We start from the raw sequence: 25,757 nt of genomic DNA, 5'->3' as shown, positions 1-25,757 counted from the left end.
AATTTTAGATTACGCATTGAGCGTGGTCTTTACCGGTTAGTGTGCTGATATGGCTCAGTCGGTAGAGCGCATCCTTGGTAAGGATGAGGTCCCCAGTTCGATTCTGGGTATCAGCACCATTTTCAAGCAGTACAGCTTTTGCCTGACGGCAATAGCGCCGTGGAACCACCTGATCCCATGCCGAACTCAGAAGTGAAACGCGGTAGCGCCGATGGTAGTGTGGCATTCGCCATGCGAGAGTAGGACACTGTCAGGCACCTATTCAGAAGAGGCCTCCCATGCGGGAGGCCTTTTTGCATTTCTGTCCTCCCACCTCAATTCCCTGCTTCTATTTCAGTAAAAATGCTGGGCTATCAAGGGATTGCTCGTTACTCTTTAGCCGTTGCCCGATGAACACGTGATGCTGCCTGCGAGGTATTGATGGCTACGTTGAAGGAAATTGCACAGGAGGCGGGGGTATCGCTTGCTACCGTATCCCGTGTGCTGAACGAGGATCCCAGTCTGAGCGTCAAGGACGAGACCAGGCAGAAGATCTTCGAGATTGCCGAGCGGCTGGAGTACAAGACCAGCAGCGCCCGCAAAGGGGTGCACAAGAGCAAGCTGCAGCTCCTGGCTGTCTACGCCTATCCCCAGAGCACCGAGGTCAACGATCCCTATTACCTCGCCATCCGCTACGGCATCGAGACCCAGTGCACCCGCCTCAACATCGAGTTGGCCCACTGCTACAACGGTGCCGAGGGGCGTGAGCTCTCTGCCGTCGATGGCATCCTGGTCATCGGCCATCTGCCGGAAGAACGGCTGGCCGTGCTGCGCAGCCTGTCTGCCCAGCTGGTGTTCGTGGATTGCCGCTCTCAGGGCGATTTTGACTCGATTGACGTGGATCTGGCGCTGATCAGCCAGCAGGTAGTGGACTTCTTCATCGCCGAGGGCCATCAGCGCATCGGCTATATCGGTGGCCAGGATGATGGCCCGGATCTGCGGGAACTGGCTTTCCGGGATTATGGCCAGCGGCTTGGCGTGGTACAGGAGAGCGACCTCTATCGCGGAGACTTCTCCAGCGCTTCCGGCTACAAGCTGGCGAAGGAGATGCTGGCCGGTGACTGGCCCAGGGCGCTGTTTGTCGCCTCCGACTCCATCGCCATCGGTGTGCTGCGTGCCATCCACGAGAAGGGACTGGCGATTCCCCAGCAGATCGAGCTTATCAGCGTCAACGATATTCCGACCGCCAAGTTCACCTTCCCGCCGCTCTCAACGGTGCGGATCCACTCCGAGTTGATGGGCTCCCAGGGAGTCAATCTGCTGGTTGAACGGCTACGTGACGAGCGGGATATCCCGCTGCGGGTGCTGGTTCCGAGCAAATTGACTCTGCGCGGTACCACACGATAATTTTAGTAAAGCACCTATGTTTTTAGTCGCGCCATCTTGCGGTGGCGCAACACATCTCCCAAGCAAATCTCTTTCCCATCTCTTCCAGCAAACTCATATCATATTGTTTTATAATTAATTTCATTACAGTTCAGTCTACTGCTATCAACATCCATGCCACTCATTCATATCTTGCTCTCCTTTATCTCCCGCTTCTGATCTCGCTCACAAAACCATCCGCTCACTGTGATCAGGTTAAAACTTTACCTATTCAGAACTGATATTTAGTAAATGTTTATCTAGAGTTTACCCAGTTAACGTTGCCTTGTTCCGGGAGGACATGTGAATAACTGGGAAAACGTCCAATTCGTTGGTGAAAACAGGCTGGCTCCGCGTGCCTACTTCTTCTCTTATGCCGATCACGGGCTGGCGGCCACCATGCAGCGCGAGCTGAGCCGCCGTTTTCTGGGGCTGAGCGGCCAATGGCAGTTCCACTACTTCGACCACCCCCTGCAGGTGCCGGAGGCCTTCTATCACAGCCCCATGAGCGAGTGGGGCCAGATCACCGTGCCCAACATGTGGCAGATGGAAGGACATGGTCAGCTCCAGTACACCGACGAAGGTTTTCCCTTCCCCATCGACGTGCCCTTCGTGCCGACCAACAACCCCACCGGCGCCTATCAGCGCAGCTTCACGCTGAGCCCGGCCTGGGGCGGCGAGCAGGTGATCATCAAGTTTGACGGGGTGGAGACCTACTTCGAGGTCTATGTGAACGGCCACTACGTCGGCTTCAGCAAGGGCAGCCGTCTCACCGCCGAGTTCGATATCAGCGCCTACGCCAAGGTTGGCGAGAACCTGCTGTCGGTGCGGGTGATGCAGTGGGCTGACTCCACCTATATCGAAGATCAGGACATGTGGTGGATGGCGGGGATCTTCCGCGACGTCTATCTGGTGGGCAAACCGGCCGCCCATGTGCAGGACTTCTTCATCCGCACCGCGCTGGCCGATGACAATCAGATTGCCGGCCAGAGCGCCACCCTGAGCTGCGATATCCAGCTGGAGAATCTGGGGGCGCCCGCCCGTGATCACCGTCTGGTCTGGGCGCTGCTGGATCAGGGCAGCGAGATCGCCAGCGGCTCGCTCGACCATCTCGCCATCGATGGCAAGTGTGATTGCCGCTTCACGCTGGATCTGGCCCACCCCCATCTGTGGAGTGCCGAAGATCCTTACCTCTACCAGCTGCAACTCTCCCTCTACAACGGTCAGGGCGAGCTGCTGGAGGTGATCCCGCAGCGGGTTGGGGTGCGTGAAATCAAGGTCAAGGATGGCCTCTTCTACGTCAACGGTCACTATCTCAAGCTGCACGGGGTGAACCGTCACGACAACGACCACCTCAAGAGCCGCGCGGTCGGCATGGACCGTGTTGAACGCGATATCGTGCTGATGAAACAGCACAACCTCAACTCGGTGCGCACCGCCCACTACCCGAACGACCCGCGCTTCTACGAGCTGTGCGATCAGTACGGCCTGTTCGTGATGGCGGAGACCGATGTGGAGACCCACGGCTTTGCCAACGTGGGCGATCTCAGCCGCATCACCGACGACCCCTTCTGGGAGCCGGTGTTCGTGGATCGCATCGAGCGCCACGTTCACGCCCAGAAGAACCACCCCTCCATCATCATCTGGTCGCTGGGCAACGAGTCCGGCTACGGCTGCAACATCAGAGCCATGTACCAGCGCTGTAAGGCGATCGACCCGACCCGGCTGGTGCACTACGAAGAGGATCGCGATGCCGAGGTGGTGGACGTGGTCAGTACCATGTATTCCCGCGTCTCCCAGATGAACTGCTTCGGCGAGTTCCCGATGGCGAAGCCGCGCATCCTCTGCGAATACGCCCACGCCATGGGCAACGGCCCGGGTGGCCTCAGCGAATACCAGCAGGTGTTCGACCGCCATCCCCACATTCAGGGCCACTACATCTGGGAGTGGTGCGATCACGGCATTCTGGATCAGGACGAGCAGGGCCGCCCGGTCTACAAGTACGGCGGCGACTATGGTGACTACCCCAACAACTACAACTTCTGCATGGATGGCCTCATCTATCCGGATCAGACCCCGGGGCCGGGCCTGCGCGAATACAAGCAGGTGATCTGCCCGGTCAAGGTGCGGGCACTGGATCTGGCGAGCGGCAAGCTGGCAGTGGAAAACCGCTACTGGTTCTCCACTCTCGACGACATCCGTCTGTTGGTCGAAGTGAAGGCCGAGGGCGAGCTGCTGGCCAGCCAGCAAATCCGGCTGGAAGGGGTTGCCCCCGGTGCCACCACCGAGTTGCAGCTCGAACTGCCATCCCTTGATGGGCGGGAAACCTTCGTCCAGCTGCGGGTCATCAAGGCCACTGCCACCCGTTATAGCGCGGCGGAGCACGAGCTGGGCCAGTACCAGTTCCAGCTGAAGGTATCGACTCGCCAGCTGCGACCCTTTGCCAATCCCAACGCTACTGCGCTGCAGATTGCCGACGAGCGCCTCGCGCTGACCTTGAGCGGTAGCGGCTTTGCCCTGTGCTTCTCGCGCCTCGACGGCAAGCTGGTGAGCTGGCAGCAGGACGGTATCGAGCTGATTGAGCGCTCGCCGCGCCTCACCTTCTTCAAGCCGATGATCGACAACCACAAGCAGGAGTACGAGAGCCTGTGGCACCCGAACCACCTGCAGATCATGCAGGAGCACTTCCGCACGCTGAGCTGGCGTCAGCTGGGCGAGGCGGTCGAGGTGACGGTGGAGAGTCTGATCGCGCCGCCGGTGTTCGACTTCGGCATGCGCTGCCGATACGTCTACACCCTGAGCCCGAACGGCCAGCTGCACGTGGCACTGTCCGGTCAGCCCTACGGCGGTTATGACGACATCATTCCCAAGATCGGCTTCGAGCTGGGCATTCGTCAGGATCTCGATCGGGTGCACTACTACGGCATGGGCCCGGGCGAGAACTATCAGGACAGCCGCCAGAGCAACTGGATCGACAGCTTCCAGAGCACAGTCGGCGAGATGTGGGAGCACTACCCCTTCCCGCAGGACAACGGCAACCGCCAGCAGGTGCGCTGGGCGACCCTGACCAACCGTCACGGCGCCGGTCTCTACGTGCGGCCCGATGCCCCCATCAACCTGAGCGTCTGGCCCTACAGCTGGGAGCATATCCATGCGGCGCAGCACATCAACGAGCTGGAGCCTAGCGGTTATCTCACCCTCAATCTGGATCACAAGGTGCTGGGGCTCGGTTCCAACTCCTGGGGCTCCGAGGTGCTGGACTCCTGGCGGGTGCGCTTCGAGCCGTTCAGCTTCGGCCTGACCCTGCTGCCCATCGCCCGTGGCAACCTCAATCCGGCTGCGCTGGCCGGGCTCGACCTCACCATCAACGGCGGGAGGAACCTCGCATGATCACCCTGGACAACCTGACCCTGTTCAAAAATATCTACCGGGAGGGCAAGAAGTGGGGCCGCTGCGTGGAGGCCATCAACAATCTGGCCAACCTCAAGCCCGGCATCTGCCACTCCATCGGTGACTCCCTCACCTACCGCTTGCAGGAGGGGGCCAGCCCGGCCACCTCCCTGTTCGAGGGGCAGCGCCGTTACTTCGACGTTCACTACTACCTGGAAGGGGCAGAGACGGTGGAGTGGGCTGCCAAGAGCGAGCTGGCGGTCGAGCAGGCTTACGACGACACCACCGACCGCGAGTGGCTGGCCGGCGAGGTGCGCGAGCGCCAGAAAGTCGGCAACGGTCAGGTGGTGATCTTCGAGAACGACGAGGCTTACCGGTTCACAGGCGACAGCCCGGTGCGCAAGGTGATCATCAAGGTCACCGTCGAAGGCGGCTACTTCAAGAACAAATAACAAGCCGCTGGTCTGCACTGACAAAGCCGGAAGGGCGGGGTTCACCCTACAACCCATACCCCGCCCTTTCGTGAGATAACTACAGGTCTGGAGATGCACCATGTCTGATTCCAAACGCAATACGATAGGCAAGTTTGGTCTGCTGTCGCTCACCTTCGCGGCGGTATTCAGCTTCAACAACGTCATCAACAACAACATCGAGATCGGTCTGGCCTCGGCCCCGATGTTCTTTCTGGCCACCATTTTTTACTTCATTCCGTTTTGCCTGATCATTGCGGAATTTGTGTCACTGAATAAGAACTCCGAAGCGGGGGTTTACGCCTGGGTGAAGAGCTCCCTCGGCGGTCGCTGGGCATTTATCTCCGCCTACACCTACTGGTTCGTGAACCTCTTCTTCTTCACCTCGCTGCTGCCGCGGGTTATCGCCTACGCCTCCTATGCCTTCCTCGGCTACGAGTACATTCTCACCCCGGTGGCGACCACGGCCTTGAGCATGGTGCTGTTTGCCTTTGCCACCTACGTTTCCACCAACGGCGCCAGGATGCTCGGCCCCATCACCTCGGTGACCTCGTCCCTGATGCTGCTGCTGACCCTCTCCTACATCCTGTTGGCGGGTGCGGCTCTGGTGGGCGGCGTGCAACCGGCTGACCCCATCACGGTAGAGGCCATGATCCCCGATTTCAGCTGGGCCTTCCTCGGCATCACCACCTGGATCTTTATGGCAGCCGGTGGCGCCGAGTCGGTCGCGGTCTACGTCAATGACGTGAAAGGCGGCTCCAAGTCCTTCGTGAAGGTGATCATCGTCGCCGGGATCTTTATCGGCGTGCTCTACTCCATCGCATCCCTGTTGATCAACGTGTTCGTCCACAGCGACACCCTGAAATACACCGGCGGCTCGGTGCAGGTGTTTGAAGGGCTGGCAGCCTACTTCGGCCTGCCTGAGATCCTGATGAACCGCTTCGTCGGGCTGGTCTCCTTCACCGCCATGTTCGGCTCCCTGCTGATGTGGACGGCGACCCCGGTGAAGATCTTCTTCTCCGAGATCCCGGCCGGCATCTTCGGCAAGAAGACGGTCGAGCTGAACGAGAACGGCGTGCCCGCCCGTGCAGCCTGGATCCAGTACCTCATCGTGCTGCCGCTGATGGTGATCCCGACCCTGGGCTCCAACACCGCGCAGGATCTGATGAACACCGTCATCAACATGACCGCCGCCGCTTCCATGCTGCCGCCGCTGTTTATCATGCTGGCCTACCTCAATCTGCGGCTGAAGCTCGATCACCTGCCGCGGGAGTTCAAGATGGGTTCGCGCACCACCGGCATCGCCGTGGTCTCGGTGCTGATCGTCCTCTTCTCGGTGGGCTTCCTCGCCTCCACCTTCCCGACCGGCGCCGACATCATGACCATCATCTTCTACAACGTCGGCGGGATCGTGATTTTCCTCGGCTTCGCCTGGTGGAAATACAACAGATACGAAGCCTCCCTCAGTGCCGAAGCGCGTGCCAAAGAGGCCCAGCCGACAGCGCAGGTTGCCATGCAGACGCCATAGGCACTGCATTGAATTCCAATCAAGCTGGGTGGCCTCTGGCCACCTGCAAACCATTGAACCAGAAAAGGAAAAGAGCATGAGCGAGACGATCGAGTTTGCCGAATTCAAGCGGGTCGAGTTGAAGGTGGGCAAGGTGCTGGAGGTGGTGCGCCACCCCGGGGCCGACAAACTCTACATCGTCCAGATCGACGTAGGGGGCGAGCGGCCGCTGCAGACCGTCACCAGTCTGGTGCCTTACTACAGCGAAGAGGAGCTGATGGGCAGCGAGGTGGTGGTACTGACCAACCTCAAGCCCACCCGAATGCGCGGCGAGCGATCCGAGTGCATGTTGCTCTGCGCCGAGACCCCGGACGAGAGCCAGAGCGTGCTGTTGCAACCGCGGGTGCCGATGGCGCCGGGCACTCCGATCGTCTGAATGGTATTGCGAGCCGGTGCGGGAGACGGTACCGGTTCAGCAACGAGGCCGTCCACGCGGCCCGATCATAACAAGAGAGTAAAGCGCGGGGCCGACAGACCCTTGCCGAACACATCACAGAGTCACAGCGTTACCCGCAGGGAGCGCGAGTCCACTGGAGGACACCATGTCTGAATCCGTACGCGGCACCATAGGCAAGTTTGCCCTGTTGTCGATGACCTTTGCCGCCGTGTTCAACGTGCGCAACATCGTCAACAACAACATCGAGCTGGGGCTCAGCTCCGCCCCCATCTTCCTGCTGGCGACCCTCGTCTACTTCATCCCGTTCGTCTTCATCATCGCCGAGTTCGTCTCGGCCAATAAAAACTCCGAGTCGGGGATGTACGACTGGCTGAAAAAGCCGCTCGGCACCCGGATGGCCTATCTGGGCTCTTTTCTTTACTGGTTCGTGAACCTGTTCTGGTTCGTCTCATTGCTGCCCAACGTCATCGCCTACGCCTCCTACGCCATGCTGGGCTATGAGTACAGCTTCTCGCCCATGGTCACCTCGGTCATCTCCATCGTGCTGTTTGCGGCGGCGACCCACATCTCCACCAAGGGGGCGAGCTGGCTCGGCAAGATTGCCGAGATCGTGGCCTACGGGGTATTTGCCCTGTTCGCCATCTATGTGCTGGGGGCCCTGATGGCCCTCGGTGGCGATCATGTGCCGGCCCAGCCCATCACGCTGGAGGCGATGACTCCCACCGTCAACTGGGCGACCCTCGGCATCATGTGCTGGATCTTCCAGGCGGCGGGCGGTGCCGAGACGGCGGCGGCCTACCTCAATGACGTGAAGGGGGGCCAGAAGTCCTTCATCAAGGTGATCATCAGTGCCGGCATCGTCATCGGCGCCATGTATGCGGTCGGTTCCCTGCTGGTGAACGTGTTCGTGCCGCGCGAGAGCCTCACCTATGCCGGCGGCATGGTGGAGATCTTCACCGGCATGGCGCAGTATTTCGGGCTCTCCGAGGCGCTGGTGGGCCGCTTCGTCGGCGTGGTGCTGTTCATCGCCATGTTCGGCTCCATGATGATGTGGACCTCGGCGCCGGTGAAGATCCACTTCTCCGAGATCCCGCAGGGGGTTTACGGCGAGAAGACCACCCAGCTCAACGAGCACGGGGTGCCGGTGCGCGCCGCCTGGTGGCAGTTTGTCTTCGTGTTCGCGATGCTGGTGGTCAACGGTTTCGGCTCCGAGTCGGTGCAGCAAATGATGAACACCGCCATCAACCTCACCGCCGGCACCGCCATGTTGCCGCCGATCTTCATCATGGTGGCCTACTTCGTGTTCCGCTGGAAACATGACGACACCCCCCGCGAGTTCCGCATGGGGTCACGCAAGTTCGGGATGGGCGTGGTGTCGGTGCTGATCGCCATCTTCGTGGTGAGCATGAGCGCCTCCGCCTTCCCGGCCGGGGTGGATCTGGTGCGCGCCTTCTTCATCAACGTCTTTATGACCGCGGTCTTCTCGGCACTGGCCTACTGGTGGATCTCCCGCTTCGAGAAGCGGCAGGCCCGCAAGTCAGGTGGCAACGAGAAGAAAGCGGGCTGCGACACCCTGGCCAGCCAGCGCTGACCGGCATGTGGCAAACAGGAGACGGGCGACCAGGGTCGCCCGTTTTTTATTGGCCGGATCCGGGGCCGGAGGGTCAAAATCGTTTAGTTTTGCTGTGAGAATGTGCGTTATCGTTTAACAAAATGAAACAAATGAAGCTGCCGCTCAACTTTGCACCACAGGGTGTTCGGGGTAAGCTTGTCCCTTCGTATCCGGGGTCGCCGCCTGATGACGCCTTCCCCGTGCCCTGTCGTCCCCTCCCGTGCGGGACGCGCTTTCTCTGGAGACTCCCCGTGCGTCTGGATCCTTTTACCTCTGTGCTGATTGCCGTGGTGGCCCTGGCCTCCTTCTTTCCCTGCGAGGGGCAGGTGGCCGTCTGGTTCGGTCTGTTGACCAAGCTGGCGGTGGCGCTGCTCTTCTTCATGCATGGTGCCAAGCTGTCGCGCCAGAACCTGCTGGCGGGCCTCGGCCACTGGCGGCTGCACCTGGTGGTGATGGCGAGCACCTTCCTGCTCTTCCCGCTGCTGGGGCTGCTGCTCACGCCCCTGGTGCCCCAGTGGCTGAGCCCGGCTATCTATCTCGGCTTCCTCTACCTTTGCGCCCTGCCCGCCACCGTGCAGTCGGCCATCGCCTTCACCTCCATGGCGGGGGGCAATGTGTCGGCGGCGGTGTGCAGCGCCTCGGCCTCCAGCATCCTCGGCATCTTCCTCTCGCCGGTGTTGGTAGGGCTGATGATCAATGTGCAGGGGGAGGGGGTCGATACCTGGCACTCCATTCAGGCCATCATGGTGCAGCTGATGCTGCCGTTCGTGGTGGGCCACCTGTCGCGTCCGCTCATCGGTGGCTGGGTCGACAGCCACCGGCCGCTCATTGGCAAGCTGGATCAAAGCTCTATCCTGCTGGTGGTCTACGTCGCCTTCAGCGAGGCGGTGGTGCAGGGGATCTGGCACCAGGTCGGCTGGTACGATCTGGCCAGCATCGTGCTGCTGAGTTGCGTGCTGCTGGCCCTGGTGCTGGGGTGGAACGTCTGGATCAGCCGTCGCCTCGGTTTCAACAAGGCGGACGAGATCACCATCGTCTTCTGCGGCTCCAAGAAGAGTCTGGCCAACGGGGTGCCGATGGCGAACGTCATGTTCCCCGCCGCCAGCGTCGGGGTCATGGTGCTGCCGCTGATGATCTTCCACCAGATCCAGCTGATGGTGTGCGCCGTGCTGGCCCGCCGCTACCGCGAGCAGGAGGCCCTGCCCCAGGTACAGGAGGGGTAAGCGGTCCGGATAAAGAAGAGGGAGGCCATGGGCCTCCCTCTTTCGTTTGCCGCGTCGTCAGCGTTTGTGCCAGACGGTGAGCTGGGCCACCGTATGCTGGTACTTGCGGGCGGTCTCGCGGATGACGAAGGGGACGTCCCTCGGGGGCATGTGCTCCTCGAACTCCTCCGCCAGCAGCCGTTGCAGCGCCTGATAGGTGCCGAGGGCCTCGCCGTTTTCCCGGATGCCGCCGAGCCAGTTGGCCTTGGGGGTGTAGTCGGTCAGCCAGGTGTAGGGGCTGGTGAGCACCAGCAGGCCGCCGCTGCGAAGGCGCGGAGCAATGTCCCGCAGGAAGCGGGCGGGCTCCCGCAGCCGGTCGATGAGGTTGGAGGCGAGCACCAGGTCGTAGTCGCCGTACTTGGGCTTGAGGTTGCAGGCATCCCCCTGGCTGAAGTGGACCCGCTCGCTCTGCTCGCGACCGAGCTCGTGGCGGGAGAGGCGCGCCTCGCAATATTCCACCAGATCCCCTTCCACCGGCACCGCATAGCGGAAGCTGTCCTGTCTTGCCAGGGTCAGGGCCACGTCGATGAAGCGGGCCGAGTAGTCCACCCCGTCCACGTGGGCGAAGCGGCGAGCCAGTTCGAAGCTGGCCCGGCCGGTGGCGCAGCCGATGTCGAGCGCCCGCTCATGGCGGCCGCAGAGCTCGCTGGCAAGACCGGCCAGAGCCTCGGCGTAGTTGGCGACCCCGAAGTGGCTCGGACCGTACTGGAAGTCGAGATACTGGGCGACGAGGGTGTCGGTTTCATAAGGGTTCACGATGACGGGCTCCTGATGGCGTGAGACCAGGTAGCGGAAGCCCGCGTGCTGGAAGAAGTGGCGACGGAAGGCGTAGCGGGAGGATTTGAGTGCCTCGTTGCCGGTGCTGATCCAGCTTCCGCCCTTGATGAGGGTGTGCTTGCCGTCGAAGGTGGGGGTGGAGAAGTCGTCGTAGAGGGGGTGCACCTTGAACCCCTCGAAGCCGTCGATGGCGGTGCTGGTCCACTGCCAGACGTTGCCCACCAGATCGAAGAAGCTGCCCTGGGGGCAGGCATCCACCGGGCAGGAGGAGGCGAAGCGGGCCAGGTTGATGTTGCCGGGGGCCTCCATCCAGTCCGGCTGATCGCCAGCCAGTTGCTCCCGCAGCAGCATCCACTCCCCCTCGCTTGGCAACTGGACGGGCAGGCCGGTCTGATCCGCCTTCCAGCGGCAGAAGGCGGCGGCCTCCAGCTGGTTCACCTCCACCGGCCAGTCCCAGGGCATGGGGACCTGCGCGGTCATCAGCCGCAGTTGCAACTGCTCGGGTTCATTGGGATCGCCGACCCAGAAGGTGGGCATGCGGGCGTTGGCATACTGGCGCCAGCCCCGGCCCTCGTCGTCCCACCAGGCGGGCGCTTCATATCCGCCCGCCTGCACGAAGGCCAGGTATTCGGCGTTGCTCACCAGCATGCGGCTGGCCTGGAAGGGGGCCAGCTCGATGTGGCGCTCGCCATATTCGTTGTCCCAGCCGTAGGTGGCGTCCTGCTTGCCGAGCCGCACCAGGCCGCCGGCCACCGGCAGCAGGGTGTTGACGGGGACGGCGGCGAGATCGTGGCGCGCCTCGGGGCAGACCGGCCACTGGGGCTGGCTGCGCACCCAGGCCAGGGGCAGCTGGCGGATCAGCACGCTGGAGGTCTCGAGGTGGATGCGCTCGTGCTCTATCCCCATCAGGATGACCCAGGCCGGGCTCTGCCAATGGATGGGCAGCTCGATTGGCATCCGCTCGATGAAATCACACACCAGGGCGCGCACCCGGCCGCGGTAGGCGCGCAGCTCGCTGGCGGAGGGCCAGTCGTAGTGGGTTTCGTCCAGATCGTCCCAGCTCATCTCGTCCACCCCGATGGCGACCAGGGCCTCGATGCGGGGGTCGATGCGGCCCTCGATGAGGCGCGCCGCCAGCAGCTTGTTGACGAAGAAGGCGGCGGTATGGCCGTAGTAGAAGATGAGGGGGTGGCGCAGGGGGATCGCCTTGTTGAACCAGGCCCGCTCGTCGGCCAGACAGTCGAACAGCGAGTCGTAGAGATCGAAGGTCTGGCAGAAGTAAGCGAGCAGCTCGCGGCGCTTGTGGTCGGGATCGTCGCCGGTCAGCAGCGGGGTGCGGGTGGGGGCAGGCAGGCCCGGATGGACGAATGGGTGGCTGGCTTGGGTCACGCTCTGACTCCTTGTTGATTCTGGCGGGTGAAGCAGCGATGGAGTGCTCTATACGCACCAGGTATCACTATTGGCTCAACGAACCGGGGCGGCAACCAAAAAAATGGGTCAACACCCCCCTTCGGGTGTGGTCAGATTGACCAGGTTGTGGTCTGAATGACTCTTTGTTATGGACCCTTCGAGCCTCGAAATATTGAAATGGATAGATAAATCATGATGTTAGCCATATGGCACAGGGTTTGCTGATTGCCACTCACCTGCCGCGCCGTGCGGCAAAGAGGAAACGAGGAGTAGCGGGATGAAATGGATGCTGGGAGTGGTGCTGGCCCTGGGACTGACCGGATGCAGCTGGCAGGATGACGTCAAGGTGCGCGGGGAGGGGGCCGTGGTGGAGCAGCAGCATCCCCTGGGGCGGGAGGTGACCCGGGTGCTGGCGGGCGTGCCCGCCAACCTGTACCTGGTGGCGGGAGAGAGCCACACCCTCAGGGTCAAGGGGGAGGCCAACCTGCTGCCCTATCTGGTACTCACCGAGAAGGGGGAGAAGCTGGAGATCGAGGTCAAGGATGGCTACCGGCTCGACCCCACCCAGCCGCTGGAGATCACCATCACCCTGCCGACGCTGCACGAGTTGGCACTGACGGGGGTTGGCAACGGCGCCTTGCGCGACTTCAAGGGGGATGATCTGGTGCTCTCCCTGGCGGGCACGGGGGACATCGTCGCCAGCGGGCTGACGCTGGATCGGCTGGAAGGCAACATCGCCGGGCTGGGCAACCTGGATCTGGGGCAGGGCTCCGCCCGGGTGATGGCGCTGAACATCGCCGGCGCCGGTGGCGTCAAGGGGGCCGGGCTCGCCAGCGAGGAGGTCGAGGTGAGCATCGCTGGCAGTGGCGAGGTCGAGGTGCGGGCCCGGTCGCGGCTCAAGATAGAGATCGCTGGTGCCGGTGCGGTCAACTACTGGGGCAGCCCAGCGCTGACCAGCGAGATCGCGGGCTCGGGTCAGGTGAGCCGGTTGGGGAGCTGATCCCATCATCGCAACAATGAAAAAGGCCCCTCGGGGCCTTTTTTGCAGGATGCGACACTGTGGGGCGACGCCTCACTCGAGGGGGAGTGCGAGGCCCAGATCGGCGTTCAGGCGCATCAGCAGCCACTGCATGCCGGCGAGGTGCTGGTGGTCATGGCTGACGAGCAGGCGCACCAGACCGTCCAGGGTCACCTCCCCATAGCCGCCATAGCGGGCGCGGCGCTGCCAGGCGTCGGACGGCACCTTCTTCAGCCATTCGACGGTCTGCAGGCGGGCGGTGCGAAACCGGTCGAGCTGCGTGGCGGTATCCTGCCGGGGGTAATCATGGTCCAGCGCCAGCTGATAGCCATCGAGGGAGGCGAGCTCCGGCAGGCTTTCCGCCAGGGTGCGACGAAACCGCACCTGATAGCCCAGCACCTCGATGTCCAGCAGGTGGCAGAGGTGCCCCCTGGCACTGAAACGCTCGGAGGGGATCCCGGCCCAGTTGGCGGGTTCCCAGTCCAGATGGCCGGTGGGGACCTGTGCCAGCAGCCGCTCGAACTGGTCCGGCATGGCCAGCAATGTGGTGAAGAGAGGCATCCTTGTCTCCTGTTTCCGGGTGAATGGCCGCCCGCTGACGGGGCGGCCACGAGCGGGTCAGCCTCAGGCCGGTTCGCCCAGGTGGTTGGCGTGAAAGCGCAGGTGCGCCTCGATGAAGCTCGCCACGAAGTAATAGCTGTGGTCGTAGCCGGCATGGCGGTTGAGCGTCAGGGGCCACGCCCGGGTGGCGGCCACTTCGGCCAAGGTGTCGATGCCGAGCTGCTCCGCCAGGAAGGGGTCGTCCAGCCCCACGTCCACCAGGGTCGGCAGGGGCGGGCTGTCGTGGTGGCGCAGCAGCTGGCAGGCATCCCACTCCTGCCACAGCAGGGGGTTGTTGCCGAGGTAGGCGCCGAGGGCCTTCTGGCCCCAGGGGCAGCGGCTCGGGTGGCTGATGGGGCTGAAGGCCGACACCGAGCGGTAGCGACCCGGCTCGCGCAGGGCGGCGATGAGGGCGCCGTGGCCCCCCATGGAGTGGCCGCTGATGGCGCGCTTCGTCGAGACCGGGAAGTGGGTCTCGATGAGCTCGGGCAGCTCCCGGGTGACGTAATCGTACATCTGGTAGTGATCTCGCCAGGGGGTCTGGGTGGCGTTGACGTAGAACCCCGCCCCCATGCCGAGGTCATAGCCGGGATCGTCCGCCACCCCTTCACCGCGGGGGCTGGTGTCCGGCGCCACCAGAGCGATGCCGAGCTCGGCGGCGATGCGCTGGGCCCCGGCTTTTTGCATGAAGTTCTCGTCGGTGCAGGTGAGACCGGAGAGCCAGTAGAGCACCGGCACTTTCTGGCCGGTGAGGGCCTGGGGCGGCAGGTAGATGGCGAAGCGCATCTCGCACCCCAGCACATTGGAGCGGTGGCGATACTGCTTGTGCCAGCCGCCGAAGCTCTTGTTGCTGCTGATGATGTCCAGATTCATGTAAGGACTCCTTGCCCCGCCCATGCGATGGGCGGGGCGCTCATGGGATCAGTAGTGGATGACGGTGCGGATGCTCTTGCCTTCGTGCATCAGATCGAACGCCTCGTTGATCTGCTCGAGGGGCATGGTGTGGGTGATGAAGTCGTCCAGCTTGAACTCACCCTGCATGTAGCGCTGTACGTAGCTCGGCAGCTCGCTGCGACCGCGCACGCCCCCGAAGGCGCTGCCGCGCCACACCCGGCCGGTGACCAGCTGGAACGGACGGGTGCTGATCTCCTGGCCCGCACCGGCCACGCCGATGATGACGGATTCGCCCCAGCCCTTGTGGCAGCACTCCAGCGCCGCGCGCATCACCTTGACGTTGCCGATGCACTCGAAGGAGAAGTCGACGCCGCCGTCGGTCATCTCGACGATCACCTCCTGGATGGGCTTGTCGAACGTGTTCGGGTTGATGCAGTCGGTGGCGCCCAGCTTGCGGGCCAGCTCGAATTTGCTCTCGTTGATGTCGATGGCGATGATGCGGCCGGCCTTGGCCAGGCGCGCGCCTATGATGGCGGAGAGGCCGATGCCCCCCAGCCCGAAGATGGCGACGCTCTCACCCTCTTTCACCTTGGCGGTGTTCATCACGGCGCCGATGCCGGTGGTGACGCCGCAGCCCAGCAGGCAGACCTCTTCCAGCGGGGCGGCCGGATCCACCTTGGCGATGGAGATCTCGGGCAGTACCGTGTATTCGCTGAAGGTGGAGGTGCCCATGTAGTGGTAGATGGGCTGGCCGTCCTTGGAGAAGCGGGTGGTGCCGTCCGGCATCAGCCCCTTGCCCTGGGTGGCGCGGATCTTCTGGCACAGGTTGGTCTTGCCGGATTTGCAGAACTTGCACTCGCCGCACTCGGGGGTGTAGAGCGGGATCACGTGATCGCCGACCTTGACGCTGGTGACACCCTCACCGACGGACTCGACGATACCGCCCCCTTCATGGCCCAGGATGCAGGGGAAGACCCCTTCCGGATCTTCACCGGAGAGGGTGAAGGCATCGGTGTGGCAGACGCCGGTCGCGACGATCCGCACCCGCACCTCGCCGGCCTGGGGCGGCATGACCTCGACCTCTTCGATGGAGAGGGGCTGACCCGGTCCCCAGGCGATGGCGGCTTTACACTTGATGCTCTGAACCTGTGCCATGAATGACGTCCTCGTAGTGGTTGGATGAACGGAAATGAGTTCGGAGATCCAGTGTAGTTTCCCGCCGATTTGGTGATAATAACGCTAAGTATCAAATCACTTTTACACACAGGTAATAATGTTCGGCTGGGAAGGGGTCTGTGAATTTGTCAGCGTGGCGGAGCAGGGGGGCTTTACCCCGGCCGCGCGCAAGCTCGGGGTGTCGGTGGCCCAGGTGAGCCGCCAGGTGGCACAGCTCGAAGACAGGCTGCAGGCCAAGCTGCTGTTGCGCACCACCCGCCAGGTGCGTCTCACCGAACTCGGGGAGATCTATTTTCGCCACTGCCGCCAGTTGCTGGACAACCTCTACGAGGCGGAGCTGGCGGTGGGACGCCATCAGGCGGTGCCCCAGGGCTCCTTGCGCATCACGGCCCCGGTCTCCTACGGCGAGAGCCGCATCGCCCCCCTGGTGAACGACTTCATGGTGCGCTTCCCCCAGCTGGAGGTGACCCTCAACCTCACCAACCAGTTGCTGGATCTGGTGCACGAGGGGTTCGATCTGGCGATCCGCCTCGGCCACCTCAAGGATTCGACCCTGGTGGCCCGCAAGCTGGCGCAGCGGGTTCCCTATGTATGCGCCTCCCCCGCCTACACCGCCCGCCACGGCATGCCCAACAGTCTCTCGGAGCTGGCCCGTCACACCTGCCTGGTGGGCAACGGCGACGAGTGGCACTTCACCCTGAACGGTAAACCCCACAGCGTGCGGGTACGCGGTCTGCTGCAGTGCAACAGCGGCCACGCCCTGCTGGATGCGGCCATCAAGGGGATCGGCATCATCCAGTTGCCGGACTACTACGTGAGCGACCACCTCGCCCGGGGGGAGCTCATCGAGCTGCTGCCGGAGCTGCGGGCCCCCGAGGAGGGGATCTGGGCCCTCTATCCCCACAACCGCCACCTCTCCCCCAAGGTGCGGCTGCTGGTGGACTATCTGGCCGAGCGTCTCAGTGATCCCCACCAACCCGCCCTGGTACGGCCCATCGGCTGAGCCGTCGCCCGAAAAAGAAAAGGCCCGCATGTGCAGGCCTTTTGCATGGCATGAAGGGCGGGGCTATTCCCGCTCCTTGACATAGGGGGTGCCGAGGGCCTTGGGGGCCACCGCCTTGCCGATGAAACCGGCCAGCAGGAAGACCGTCAGGATGTAGGGCAGCGCCTCGATGGCCTGCACCGGGATCGGGAAATCGCCGATGCTGACCCCTTGCAGCCGGATGGCGACCGCGTCGAGGAAGCCGAACAGCAGACAGGCCGCCATGGCGTTCCAGGGGCGCCACTTGCCGAACACCAGGGCCGCCAGCGCCATGAAGCCCTTGCCCGCGCTCATGTTGGGGATGAACTGGGCGGTCTGGGCCACCGCCAGATAGGTGCCCCCGATCCCCGCCAGCAGGCCGCCGATGATGAGGGCGGTGTAGCGCATGCGCACCACGGAGATACCGGCTGTATCCACCGCAGCCGGTGCCTCGCCCACCGCCCGCAGCCGCAGGCCGAAGCGGGTGCGGAACAGCACCCACCAGGCCAGGGGCACGGCGGCGAAGGCCACGTATTCCAGCAGGGAGTGGCCGCTCAAGAGCTCGCTGTAGAGCTGGCCGATGACGGGCACGTCATAGAGCTCCTTGGCATAGGGCAGGTCGATGGGGGCGAAGCGTGCCGCACCGGAGAGCGCCGGGGTCTGGCCCCCCTGATCGAACCAGTAGCGCCCCAGGGTCACGGTGAGGCCGGCCGCCAGGATGTTGATGGCCATGCCGCTCACTACCTGATCACCCCGGTGGGTGATGGTGGCGAAGCCGTGCAGCAGGGCGAACAGGATGGAGATCCCCACCCCGACCCCCAGCCCAATCCAGGCGGAACCGGTGACGGCGGCCGCCGCCGCACTGGCGAAGGCGGAGGCCAGCAGCTTGCCCTCCAGGGCGATGTTGACCACCCCGGAGCGTTCACAAAACATCCCGGCCATGGCCGCCAGGATCAGTGGCGGTGCGGTGCGGATGGTGGCATCCAGCATCAGGATCAGCATTTCGAACATGATCAGGCTCCTTTCACTTGGGCGGCCGGGCGGTTGGCAAAGGCCAGGTAGGCCTGCTCGATGCGCGGGCGCAGCATGTGCTCCAGGGCGCCGCAGAACAGGATCACCAGACCCTGCAGCACCACGACGATGTTGCGGTCCACCCCGAACTCGAAGCTGAGCTCGGCGCCGCCCTGGTAGAGGAAGCCGAACAGCAGGCTGGCGATGATGACGCCGACCGGGTGGTTGCGGCCCATCAGGGCCACCGCGATGCCGGTGAAGCCGAAGCCTTCCACGAAGTTGAGCTTGATCTGGTGCAGCTCACCCTGCAGCACGTTGAGGGCGAAGAAGCCCGCCAGCATGCCGGAGATCACCATGGCCAGGATCACCACCTTGGGGTAGGAGATGCCCGCATAGGCGGAGGCACTCTGGCTTGCGCCCACGGAGCGGATCTCGTAGCCCCAGCGGGTATGCCAGATGAAGACCCACACCAGGGCCGCACAGATCAGCGCCCAGAAGAAGCTGATGTTGAGGGGGCTGTTGGGCATGGCGATGCCGAAACCGGCCGCCAGCTCGCTCATCTTCGGCAGCCAGCTCGCCACGGCGAACACCTTGCTCTCGGTGGCCATGGATCCTGGCGGCTTGAAGACGTCTACCAGCAGGTAGGCCATCAGGGAGGCGGCGATGAAGTTGAACATGATGGTGGTGATGACGATGTGGCTGCCCCGCTTGGCTTGCAGCCAGGCCGGGATGAAGGCCCAGGCCGCGCCGAACAGGCCGCCAGCGATGATGGCGAGCGGCAGCAAGAGGGCGAACGGCAGCACGTCCCCGAGCAGCAGACAGACCAGACCGACCCCGAGGCCGCCGATATAGGCCTGCCCCTCACCGCCGATGTTGAACAGGCCGGCGTGGAAGGCCACCGCCACCGCCAGACCGGTGAAGATGAAACCGGTGGCGTAATAGAGGGTGAAGCCTATCCCCTCGCCGGTGCCAAAGGCGCCGTACCACATGATTTCGGCTGCCTCGATGGGGCTGATGTCGAGGTAATAGAACAGGATGGCCGACACCAGGAAGGCCAGCAGGATATTGACTGCGGGCAGCACGCCCACGGATATCCAGGCTGGAACACGTGCTTGGCTCATGAATGGGCCTCCTTGATATCGTCGGGGACTGGTGTGTTGACCATCATCAGGCCGAATCCGTTACAAGTGGTTGTGACCTTCATGATGTGGCTCCTTGTGATTGGCTTGTCGCCACGTCGTCAGGAACTATGTTCGCCATCATCAGGCCGATGGTGCGTTCATCCGCCCTGGCGCCGTCCAGCTCGCCGACGATGCGGCCATCGGCGATGACCAGAATGCGGTCGGAGAGGCTCATGATCTCGTCCAGCTCCACCGACACCAGCAGCACCGCCTTGCCCTTGTCGCGCATGGCGATGATCTGCTGGTGGATGTACTCGATGGCGCCGATGTCGACGCCCCGGGTCGGCTGGCCGACCAGCAGCACATCCGGGTCCTGCTCCACTTCCCGGGCGATCACCAGCTTCTGCTGGTTGCCACCGGAGAAGTTGGCGGTCTTGTGCTCCGGGCTCGGCGGGCGCACGTCCCACTTGTCCATCTTGGCCTGGCAATCCTGGCGGATCGCCTCCTTGTCCTGCAGCCAGCCCTTGTTGTACTGGGCACGGCGGTGATAACCGAGGATGAAGGCCTCTTTCGCCTCGAAGCGGTTGATGAGCCCCATCTTGTGCCTGTCTTCCGGGATGTGGCCGAGGCCGAAGTTGCGCACCTGCTCCGGGTCGGCCGGGTGGCTCTGGCTTACCTCGTGGCGCTGCGCCCCGGCGATGGTGAAGCCGCCCTTGCTGGGCTTGAGGATGCCGCCGAGCATGCTGAGCAGCTCGGACTGGCCGTTGCCGGAGACCCCGGCGATGCCGACCACTTCCCCTGCCCGCACCTCGAAGCTGACGGATTTGACCCGTTCCACCCCGGCGTCATCGACGTAAGAGAGGCACTCGACCTTGAGCTTGGCCTCGCCCGGCTGGGCGGTGCCCTTGTCGACCTTGAGGCGCACCTTGCGGCCCACCATCAGTTCGGCGAGCTGCTCCTTGTCGGTGTCTTTGGTGGCGACATGGGCCACCATCTCCCCCCGGCGCATGATGGAGACCTGATCCGTGATGGCCAGGATCTCCCGCAGCTTGTGGGTGATGAGGATGACGGTCGCCCCCTGATCCCGCAGCTTTTTCAGCACCTCGAACAGGTGATCCGCCTCTTGCGGGGTCAGTACCCCGGTGGGCTCGTCGAGGATCAGGATGCGGGCACCGCGATAGAGCGCCTTGAGGATCTCGACCCGCTGTTGCAGGCCCACCGGCAGATCCTCGACCTTCTCGTGCAGCGGCACCTCGAGACCATAGTCCCGTGCCAGCTCGCCCAGCAGCTTCTCGGCGGCCGCCAGGCTCTTGCCCAGGCGCCAGCCGTTCTCGGCCCCCAGGATGACGTTTTCCAATACGGTAAAGTTGTTCACCAGCATGAAGTGCTGGTGCACCATGCCCACGCCTGCGGCAATCGCATCTTGGGAGCCATGGGGTTTGAACGGATTCCCGTCGATCAGCATCTCGCCTCTGTCGGCGTGGTAGAAACCGTAAATGATGCTCATCAGGGTCGACTTGCCGGCGCCATTTTCGCCGACGATGCCGTGAATGCTGCCTTTACGAACCTGAAGGTCGATCTGCTTGTTGGCGTACACGTCGCCGAACCGCTTATCGATACCCCTTAATTCGATGGCATAGCGATCTGTCTGGTCCATGATGCAGTCCTTGCGGGTCATGAAGTAGAGACTAAAAACCGGCCCGTGCGGGCCGGTCATCACTGGTTGAGAGTCGTAGCAGGGACTCAGTACTTGCAGGAGTTGTCGCTCATGTAGTCGTGCACCTTGATTTTGCCGGCGATGATGTCGGCCTTGATGCTCTCGACCTTGGCTTTCATTTCCGGGGTGATCAGCTTGGCGTTGTTCTCGTCCAGCGCCCAGTCAACCCCGCCTTCGGCCAGACCCAGGGACTGGATGCCCGGCTTCCAGCTGCCCTTGGCGGCGTCATCCCAGCTCTTGTACGCGGCCAGACCCACGGACTTGACCATGGAGGTCAGCATGGTGCCCGGTTGCAGGTGGTTCTGGTTGGAATCCACACCGATGGCCAGCTTGCCTTCGTCCTTGGCAGCCTGATAGACACCGATCCCGGTGCCACCGGCGGCGGCATAGACCACATCGGCGCCCTTGGCGAACTGGGACTTGGCCAGTTCTGCACCCTTGGCCGGGTCGGCGAAGGCTGCCGGGGTGGAGCCGGTCATGTTCTGATAGACGTCGATCTTCGGATTGATGTACTTGGCGCCTTGCTCATAGCCGCACTGGAACTTGCGGATCAGCGGGATGTCCATGCCGCCCACGAAGCCGACCTTGCCGGTCTTGGAGGCGATGGCTGCCAGGGCACCCACCAGGAAGGAACCTTCATGCTCCTTGAAGATGAGGGACTGGACGTTCGGCTTGTCGACCACCATGTCGATGATGGTGAACTGGGTGTTCGGGAACTCGGTGGCGACTTTCTCTACTGCGGAACCCATGTTGAAGCCGACGGCGACGATGGGGCCGTTGCCACGGCTGGCCAGACGACGCAGGCCCTGCTCGCGCTGGGCTTCGTTCTGGGGTTCGAACTCCTTGACCTTGACGCCTTTGTCCTTGTTGTAGACTTCGACGCCGTTGCGGAACACGGCTTCGTTGAAGGACTTGTCGAATTTGCCTGCGGTGTCATAGATGACGGCGGGCTCGGAGGCTGCCTGGGCGGACAGGGCAGCGAGGGTGAGGGCGGCCACGGTGGCCAGCTTGAGCACTTTAGTCACGATCGTATCCTTGATTGTTATGTGAGGGTCCACAACCTGTCTTGGCAGGTCATAAAGCACGCTGGCTAACTGTAAGTGAGCCAGCCCGTTGGTCAAGGGGATCATAGAGGAAAAACGTTTGCGTTAACGGTTTGAAATATAAGCAAATTGCCTTATAAGTGTTTGTTTTATGGTGTTTTTGCAGAATTAAATTCCGGGATTAATAGGGCTCGATCGACATTTGTGTTTGGATTCATAACGTTAGGCGCAACCGTTTTCCTCCCCTGATGAAAAAACTGGCTTCCATCGGCACCAGCCCTGCGGCCTCATCGACGCCACATTGGCGGGCTGGCTGGCCCCCGGCTGCTCACGGCTTGGTCTCTGGCGGCTCAGGCCGTATAATCCCCGCCTGTATAAATAAACAGGAGTGGTGATGGACGTTTCAACCCTGCTCGACGGGCTCAATGACAAGCAAAGAGACGCGGTGGCGGCCCCCCGTTGCAACCTGCTGGTGCTGGCCGGTGCCGGTTCGGGCAAGACCCGGGTGCTGGTGCACCGTATCGCCTGGCTGATGCAGGTGGAACGCTGTTCACCCTTCTCCATCATCGCGGTGACCTTTACCAACAAGGCGGCGGCAGAGATGCGTGGCCGGGTCGAGAAGGTGATCGGTGACGGCGTGCGCGGCATGTGGATCGGCACCTTCCACGGCATCGCCCACCGACTGCTGCGGGCCCACCATCTGGATGCGGGCCTGCCGCAGGATTTCCAGATCCTCGACTCCGACGACCAGTACCGCCTCATTCGCCGGGTGCTCAAGGCCCTCAACCTCGACGAGAAGCACTGGGCCCCGCGCGCCGTGATGGGCTACATCAACGGCAAGAAGGACGAGGGCTTGCGCCCCGGCGACATCGATCTTTACGGCGACCCCGTCACCCGCACCTATCAGCAGATCTACAAGACCTATCAGGAGACCTGCGATCGCTCCGGGCTGGTGGACTTCGCAGAACTCCTGCTGCGCGCCCACGAGCTGTGGCTCAACAAGCCCCACATCCTCGAGCACTACCGCGACCGCTTCCAGAACATCCTGGTGGACGAGTTCCAGGACACCAACGGCATCCAGTACGCCTGGCTGCGGATGCTGGCCGGCGACACCGGCAAGGTGATGATCGTCGGCGACGATGACCAGTCCATCTATGGCTGGCGCGGCGCCAAGATTGAGAACATCCAGCGCTTCCTGACCGACTATCAGGGCGCCGAGACCATACGCCTCGAGCAGAACTACCGCTCCACCGCCAATATCCTCAAAGCCGCCAACAGCGTCATCGCCAACAACGCCGAGCGGCTCGGCAAGGAGCTGTGGACCGAAGGGGCCGAGGGGGAGCCGATTTCGCTCTACGCCGCCTTCAACGAGGTGGACGAGGCCCGCTTCGTGGTCGGCCGCCTCAAAGACTGGAAAGAGAAAGGGGGCTTGCTCGCCGACTGCGCCATCCTCTATCGCTCCAACGCCCAGTCCCGGGTGCTGGAAGAGGCGCTGATGCAGGACGCCATGCCGTACCGGATCTACGGCGGCCTGCGCTTCTTCGAGCGCCAGGAAATCAAAGACGCCATGGCCTACCTGCGCCTTATCAACAACCGTGGCGACGACGCCAGCTTCGAGCGGGTGGTCAACACCCCGACCCGCGGCATCGGCGATCGCACCCTCGAGATATTGCGCAACAACGCCCGCGATCAGGGCCAGAACCTGTGGCAGTCCGCCAAGGCACTGCTCAATGACAAGGTGCTGACCGGTCGCGCCGGCAACGCGGTGCGCGGCTTTGTGGATCTCATCGACGCGCTGGAGGAACAGGTCTCCCTGCTGCCCCTGCACCAGCAGGCGGATATCGCCATCCAGCACTCCGGCCTCAAGGCGATGTATCTGGCGGAAAAAGGCGAGAAATCCCAGGCGCGGGTAGAAAACCTGGACGAACTGGTCACCGCCTGCCGCCAGTACCAGCGCCCGGACGAGCTGGAAGATATGAGCGATCTCTCCGCCTTCCTCGCCCACGCGGCGCTGGAATCCGGCGAGAATCAGGCGGACGAATATGCCGATGCAGTGCAGCTGATGACACTGCACAGCGCCAAGGGGCTGGAATATCCCCTGGTGCTGCTGGTCGGCGTGGAAGAGGGCATGTTCCCCAGCCAGCAATCCACCGAGGAGTCGGGGCGGCTGGAGGAGGAGCGCCGCCTCTGTTACGTCGGCATGACCCGCGCCATGGAGAAGCTCTACATCTGTTATGCGGAGAGCCGCCGCATCTATGGCCGCGAGATGTTCCACAAGCCGAGCCGCTTTATCCGCGAGATGCCCGCCGAGTGCATGGAGGAGATCCGGCTGCGCACCCAGGTGAGTAGACCCACGCAATATGGGCGCTTTAGCCAGAACGAGGTGCGCGCGATCTTCGACGCCAGCGGCATCAAGCTTGGCCAGCGGGTGCTCCATCCGAAATTCGGCGAAGGAATCGTGCTCAACTTCGAAGGAGTCGGCCAGCAGAGCCGGGTGCAGATCCAGTTCGACGACGTCGGCGCCAAGTGGCTGGTGACGGCGTATGCCAGATTGGAGGCGCTTTAATCCCCTCACCCTGACCCTCTCCCAACGGGAGAGGGGATCATCCCCGAGATAGTCTTTGCCTCCTTCTCCCCTTGTGGGAGAAGGGCCTTTTCTCGTGATCGTCTTTGCCCCCTTCTCCCCTGCGGGGGAGGGCCTGTTCCCGAGATCGTCTTTGCTTCCTTATCCCATGGCGGGAGCGGGGCCTGTTCCCGTGATCGTCTTTGCTCCCTTCTCCCCTTGTGGGAGAAGGGTTGGGGATGAGGGGCGCTTTCTGATGGCACGGCTGGCGCCGTGCAGGACGCGAGGGCTGGGCCCTCGACAGGGTTTCGCCCGCCCTTCGGGCTTGGGCGAGTGACTTTTCTTTGCGTGGCCAAAGAAAAGTCACCAAAAGAAAGGCCACCCCCGCCAATCCGACCGCTTCGCGGTTGCCCTCGGGCCAGAGCCAACGTCGGACGGGCCACCGCAGACGGCACTTTGGCCTACGCCATCCATGGCTTCGGCCAAACCCCGCTTCGAACATCCTTGTTCTCGCGCCAAATCGGGGTCGCCCTGACCCGATTTGGCCCCTGTCCGCTGCGGCTACGCCATCATCCCTGATGGCGTCCCTGACGTTGCCTCTGACCCTCGGCGGATTGGAGGGGGATCAATACCGTGCCCGACTTTAGTTTGGGAGCATCATCTGAAATTTGGGGAAGGCATAGCACTGAACTTCGAAGGGGTCGGTCAGCAGAGCCGGGGGCTGCTATAGCTCGACGTCGCCAGGTGACGGCGTATGCCAGATTGGAAGCGCTCTGATTGCTTTCGATATCTAACTGCATCAACCCGACTTAGGCTGGATTGATTTTACATATCAATCATCGCGGCAGCCTTAATACGCGATCGTTCGAATACGCTTCGCTATTCGAACCTACGACCCTGTCACAGCTAGGAGTCATCCGTTCCTGTAATCTAGGGAAGGTGCGAACAAGTCCCTGATATGAGATCATGTTTGTCATCTGGAGCCATGAAAAAGGGTTCATCATGAGTCATCAACTTACCTTCGCCGACAGTGAATTCAGCAGTAAGCGCAGTCAGACCAGAAAAGAGATTTTCTTGTCCCGCATGGAGCAGATTCTGCCATGGCAAAACATGGTGGAAGTCATCGAGCCGTTTTACCCCAAGGCTGGTAATGGCCGGCGACCTTATCCGCTGGAAACCATGTTACGCATTCACTGCATGCAGCATTGGTACAACCTGAGCGATGGCGCGATGGAAGATGCTCTGTACGAAATCGCCTCCATGCGTCTGTTTGCCCGGTTATCCCTGGATAGCGCCTTGCCGGA

Annotated in this window: 19 protein-coding genes, 1 tRNA gene and 1 rRNA gene; 13 read left to right on the top strand and 8 right to left on the bottom strand. The window is 62.6% G+C overall.

Going from position 1 to position 25,757, the window contains the following annotated elements; genetic code table 11:
* The first annotated feature begins 43 nt into the window (after nucleotides 1-43).
* From ACNPAA_RS17465 to ACNPAA_RS17425, 9 genes are all read left to right on the top strand, one after another.
* Nucleotides 44-119 (top strand) — tRNA-Thr (locus tag ACNPAA_RS17465).
* A gap of 22 nt (nucleotides 120-141) precedes the next feature.
* Nucleotides 142-256, top strand: a 5S ribosomal RNA gene (gene rrf, locus ACNPAA_RS17460).
* Nucleotides 257-420: 164 nt separating this feature from the next.
* Nucleotides 421-1,386, top strand: coding sequence for a transcriptional regulator EbgR (gene ebgR / locus ACNPAA_RS17455; RefSeq protein ID WP_103244040.1), 966 nt, complete (start codon nucleotides 421-423; stop codon nucleotides 1,384-1,386).
* 321 nt (nucleotides 1,387-1,707) lie between these two features.
* Nucleotides 1,708-4,794 (top strand): beta-galactosidase subunit alpha, encoded by a 3,087-nt coding sequence (ebgA, locus tag ACNPAA_RS17450; RefSeq protein ID WP_201872742.1) that lies wholly within the window; start codon nucleotides 1,708-1,710, stop codon nucleotides 4,792-4,794.
* Complete coding sequence (locus tag ACNPAA_RS17445) at nucleotides 4,791-5,246, top strand: beta-galactosidase subunit beta (protein WP_103244042.1); 456 nt, start codon at nucleotides 4,791-4,793, stop codon at nucleotides 5,244-5,246. The genes ebgA and ACNPAA_RS17445 overlap by 4 nt, the downstream gene beginning before the upstream one ends.
* Nucleotides 5,247-5,346: 100 nt before the next feature.
* Nucleotides 5,347-6,792 (top strand): amino acid permease, encoded by a 1,446-nt coding sequence (locus ACNPAA_RS17440; protein WP_103244043.1) that lies wholly within the window; start codon nucleotides 5,347-5,349, stop codon nucleotides 6,790-6,792.
* A gap of 76 nt (nucleotides 6,793-6,868) precedes the next feature.
* Nucleotides 6,869-7,207, top strand: coding sequence for a tRNA-binding protein (locus ACNPAA_RS17435; protein ID WP_191967246.1), 339 nt, complete (start codon nucleotides 6,869-6,871; stop codon nucleotides 7,205-7,207).
* A gap of 166 nt (nucleotides 7,208-7,373) precedes the next feature.
* Complete coding sequence (locus tag ACNPAA_RS17430; protein WP_103244045.1) at nucleotides 7,374-8,819, top strand: amino acid permease; 1,446 nt, start codon at nucleotides 7,374-7,376, stop codon at nucleotides 8,817-8,819.
* Nucleotides 8,820-9,091: 272 nt separating this feature from the next.
* Nucleotides 9,092-10,063, top strand: coding sequence for a bile acid:sodium symporter family protein (locus ACNPAA_RS17425; protein WP_103244046.1), 972 nt, complete (start codon nucleotides 9,092-9,094; stop codon nucleotides 10,061-10,063).
* 57 nt (nucleotides 10,064-10,120) lie between these two features.
* On the opposite strand, the gene ovoA is transcribed toward ACNPAA_RS17425, so the two are convergent.
* Nucleotides 10,121-12,268, bottom strand: a complete 2,148-nt coding sequence (gene ovoA / locus ACNPAA_RS17420; protein WP_103244047.1) for a 5-histidylcysteine sulfoxide synthase — start codon at nucleotides 12,266-12,268, stop codon at nucleotides 10,121-10,123.
* Between the two features lie 298 nt (nucleotides 12,269-12,566).
* Here ovoA and ACNPAA_RS17415 point away from each other — a divergent pair, with 298 nt between their 5' ends.
* Nucleotides 12,567-13,289: a GIN domain-containing protein gene (locus tag ACNPAA_RS17415; protein ID WP_103244048.1), complete on the top strand. Its 723-nt coding sequence runs from the start codon at nucleotides 12,567-12,569 to the stop codon at nucleotides 13,287-13,289.
* A 72-nt stretch (nucleotides 13,290-13,361) separates the two neighbouring features.
* On the opposite strand, the gene ACNPAA_RS17410 is transcribed toward ACNPAA_RS17415, so the two are convergent.
* From ACNPAA_RS17410 to ACNPAA_RS17400, 3 genes are all read right to left on the bottom strand, one after another.
* On the bottom strand, nucleotides 13,362-13,868 hold the full coding sequence (locus ACNPAA_RS17410) for a DinB family protein (RefSeq protein WP_201872738.1): 507 nt from the start codon (nucleotides 13,866-13,868) through the stop codon (nucleotides 13,362-13,364).
* A 63-nt stretch (nucleotides 13,869-13,931) separates the two neighbouring features.
* Nucleotides 13,932-14,780, bottom strand: coding sequence for an S-formylglutathione hydrolase (fghA, locus tag ACNPAA_RS17405; protein WP_039039543.1), 849 nt, complete (start codon nucleotides 14,778-14,780; stop codon nucleotides 13,932-13,934).
* A 48-nt stretch (nucleotides 14,781-14,828) separates the two neighbouring features.
* A complete protein-coding gene (locus ACNPAA_RS17400) occupies nucleotides 14,829-15,956 on the bottom strand; it encodes an S-(hydroxymethyl)glutathione dehydrogenase/class III alcohol dehydrogenase (RefSeq protein ID WP_010672469.1) in 1,128 nt (375 codons plus the stop codon).
* Nucleotides 15,957-16,074: 118 nt separating this feature from the next.
* Here ACNPAA_RS17400 and ACNPAA_RS17395 point away from each other — a divergent pair, with 118 nt between their 5' ends.
* A complete protein-coding gene (locus tag ACNPAA_RS17395; protein ID WP_039039541.1) occupies nucleotides 16,075-16,980 on the top strand; it encodes a LysR substrate-binding domain-containing protein in 906 nt (301 codons plus the stop codon).
* A 63-nt stretch (nucleotides 16,981-17,043) separates the two neighbouring features.
* Here the strand turns inward: ACNPAA_RS17395 and ACNPAA_RS17390 are convergent, their stop codons facing one another.
* The 4 genes from ACNPAA_RS17390 to ACNPAA_RS17375 form a co-directional block, all read right to left on the bottom strand.
* Nucleotides 17,044-18,009 carry an ABC transporter permease gene (locus ACNPAA_RS17390; RefSeq protein ID WP_010672471.1) on the bottom strand — a complete coding sequence of 322 codons (966 nt, stop codon included), beginning with the start codon at nucleotides 18,007-18,009 and terminating at the stop codon, nucleotides 17,044-17,046.
* Nucleotides 18,010-18,011: 2 nt separating this feature from the next.
* Entirely contained in the window at nucleotides 18,012-19,130 is a 1,119-nt protein-coding gene (locus ACNPAA_RS17385) for an ABC transporter permease (protein WP_010672473.1), read from the bottom strand.
* Nucleotides 19,131-19,209: 79 nt separating this feature from the next.
* Nucleotides 19,210-20,787, bottom strand: a complete 1,578-nt coding sequence (locus ACNPAA_RS17380) for an ABC transporter ATP-binding protein (RefSeq protein WP_102949273.1) — start codon at nucleotides 20,785-20,787, stop codon at nucleotides 19,210-19,212.
* A gap of 86 nt (nucleotides 20,788-20,873) precedes the next feature.
* The gene (locus ACNPAA_RS17375) at nucleotides 20,874-21,872 is read right to left on the bottom strand and encodes a BMP family lipoprotein (protein ID WP_041212138.1); all 999 of its coding nucleotides are present in this window, start codon (nucleotides 21,870-21,872) and stop codon (nucleotides 20,874-20,876) included.
* 412 nt (nucleotides 21,873-22,284) lie between these two features.
* Between ACNPAA_RS17375 and uvrD the strand changes: the two genes are divergently transcribed.
* Nucleotides 22,285-24,456 carry a DNA helicase II gene (gene uvrD, locus ACNPAA_RS17370; RefSeq protein WP_202007773.1) on the top strand — a complete coding sequence of 724 codons (2,172 nt, stop codon included), beginning with the start codon at nucleotides 22,285-22,287 and terminating at the stop codon, nucleotides 24,454-24,456.
* Nucleotides 24,457-25,455: 999 nt separating this feature from the next.
* On the top strand, nucleotides 25,456-25,757 hold a 302-nt coding region (locus tag ACNPAA_RS17365; protein ID WP_417891907.1), incomplete at its 3' end, for a transposase.

Origin of the sequence: Aeromonas sp. PS2Canimalfood6 (genome assembly GCF_048276795.1) — a bacterium.
Classification (GTDB): Bacteria; Pseudomonadota; Gammaproteobacteria; order Enterobacterales; family Aeromonadaceae; genus Aeromonas; species Aeromonas caviae.
Note: the sequence above shows the minus strand (reverse complement) of the source record. Positions and strands in the feature narration are given on the sequence as shown.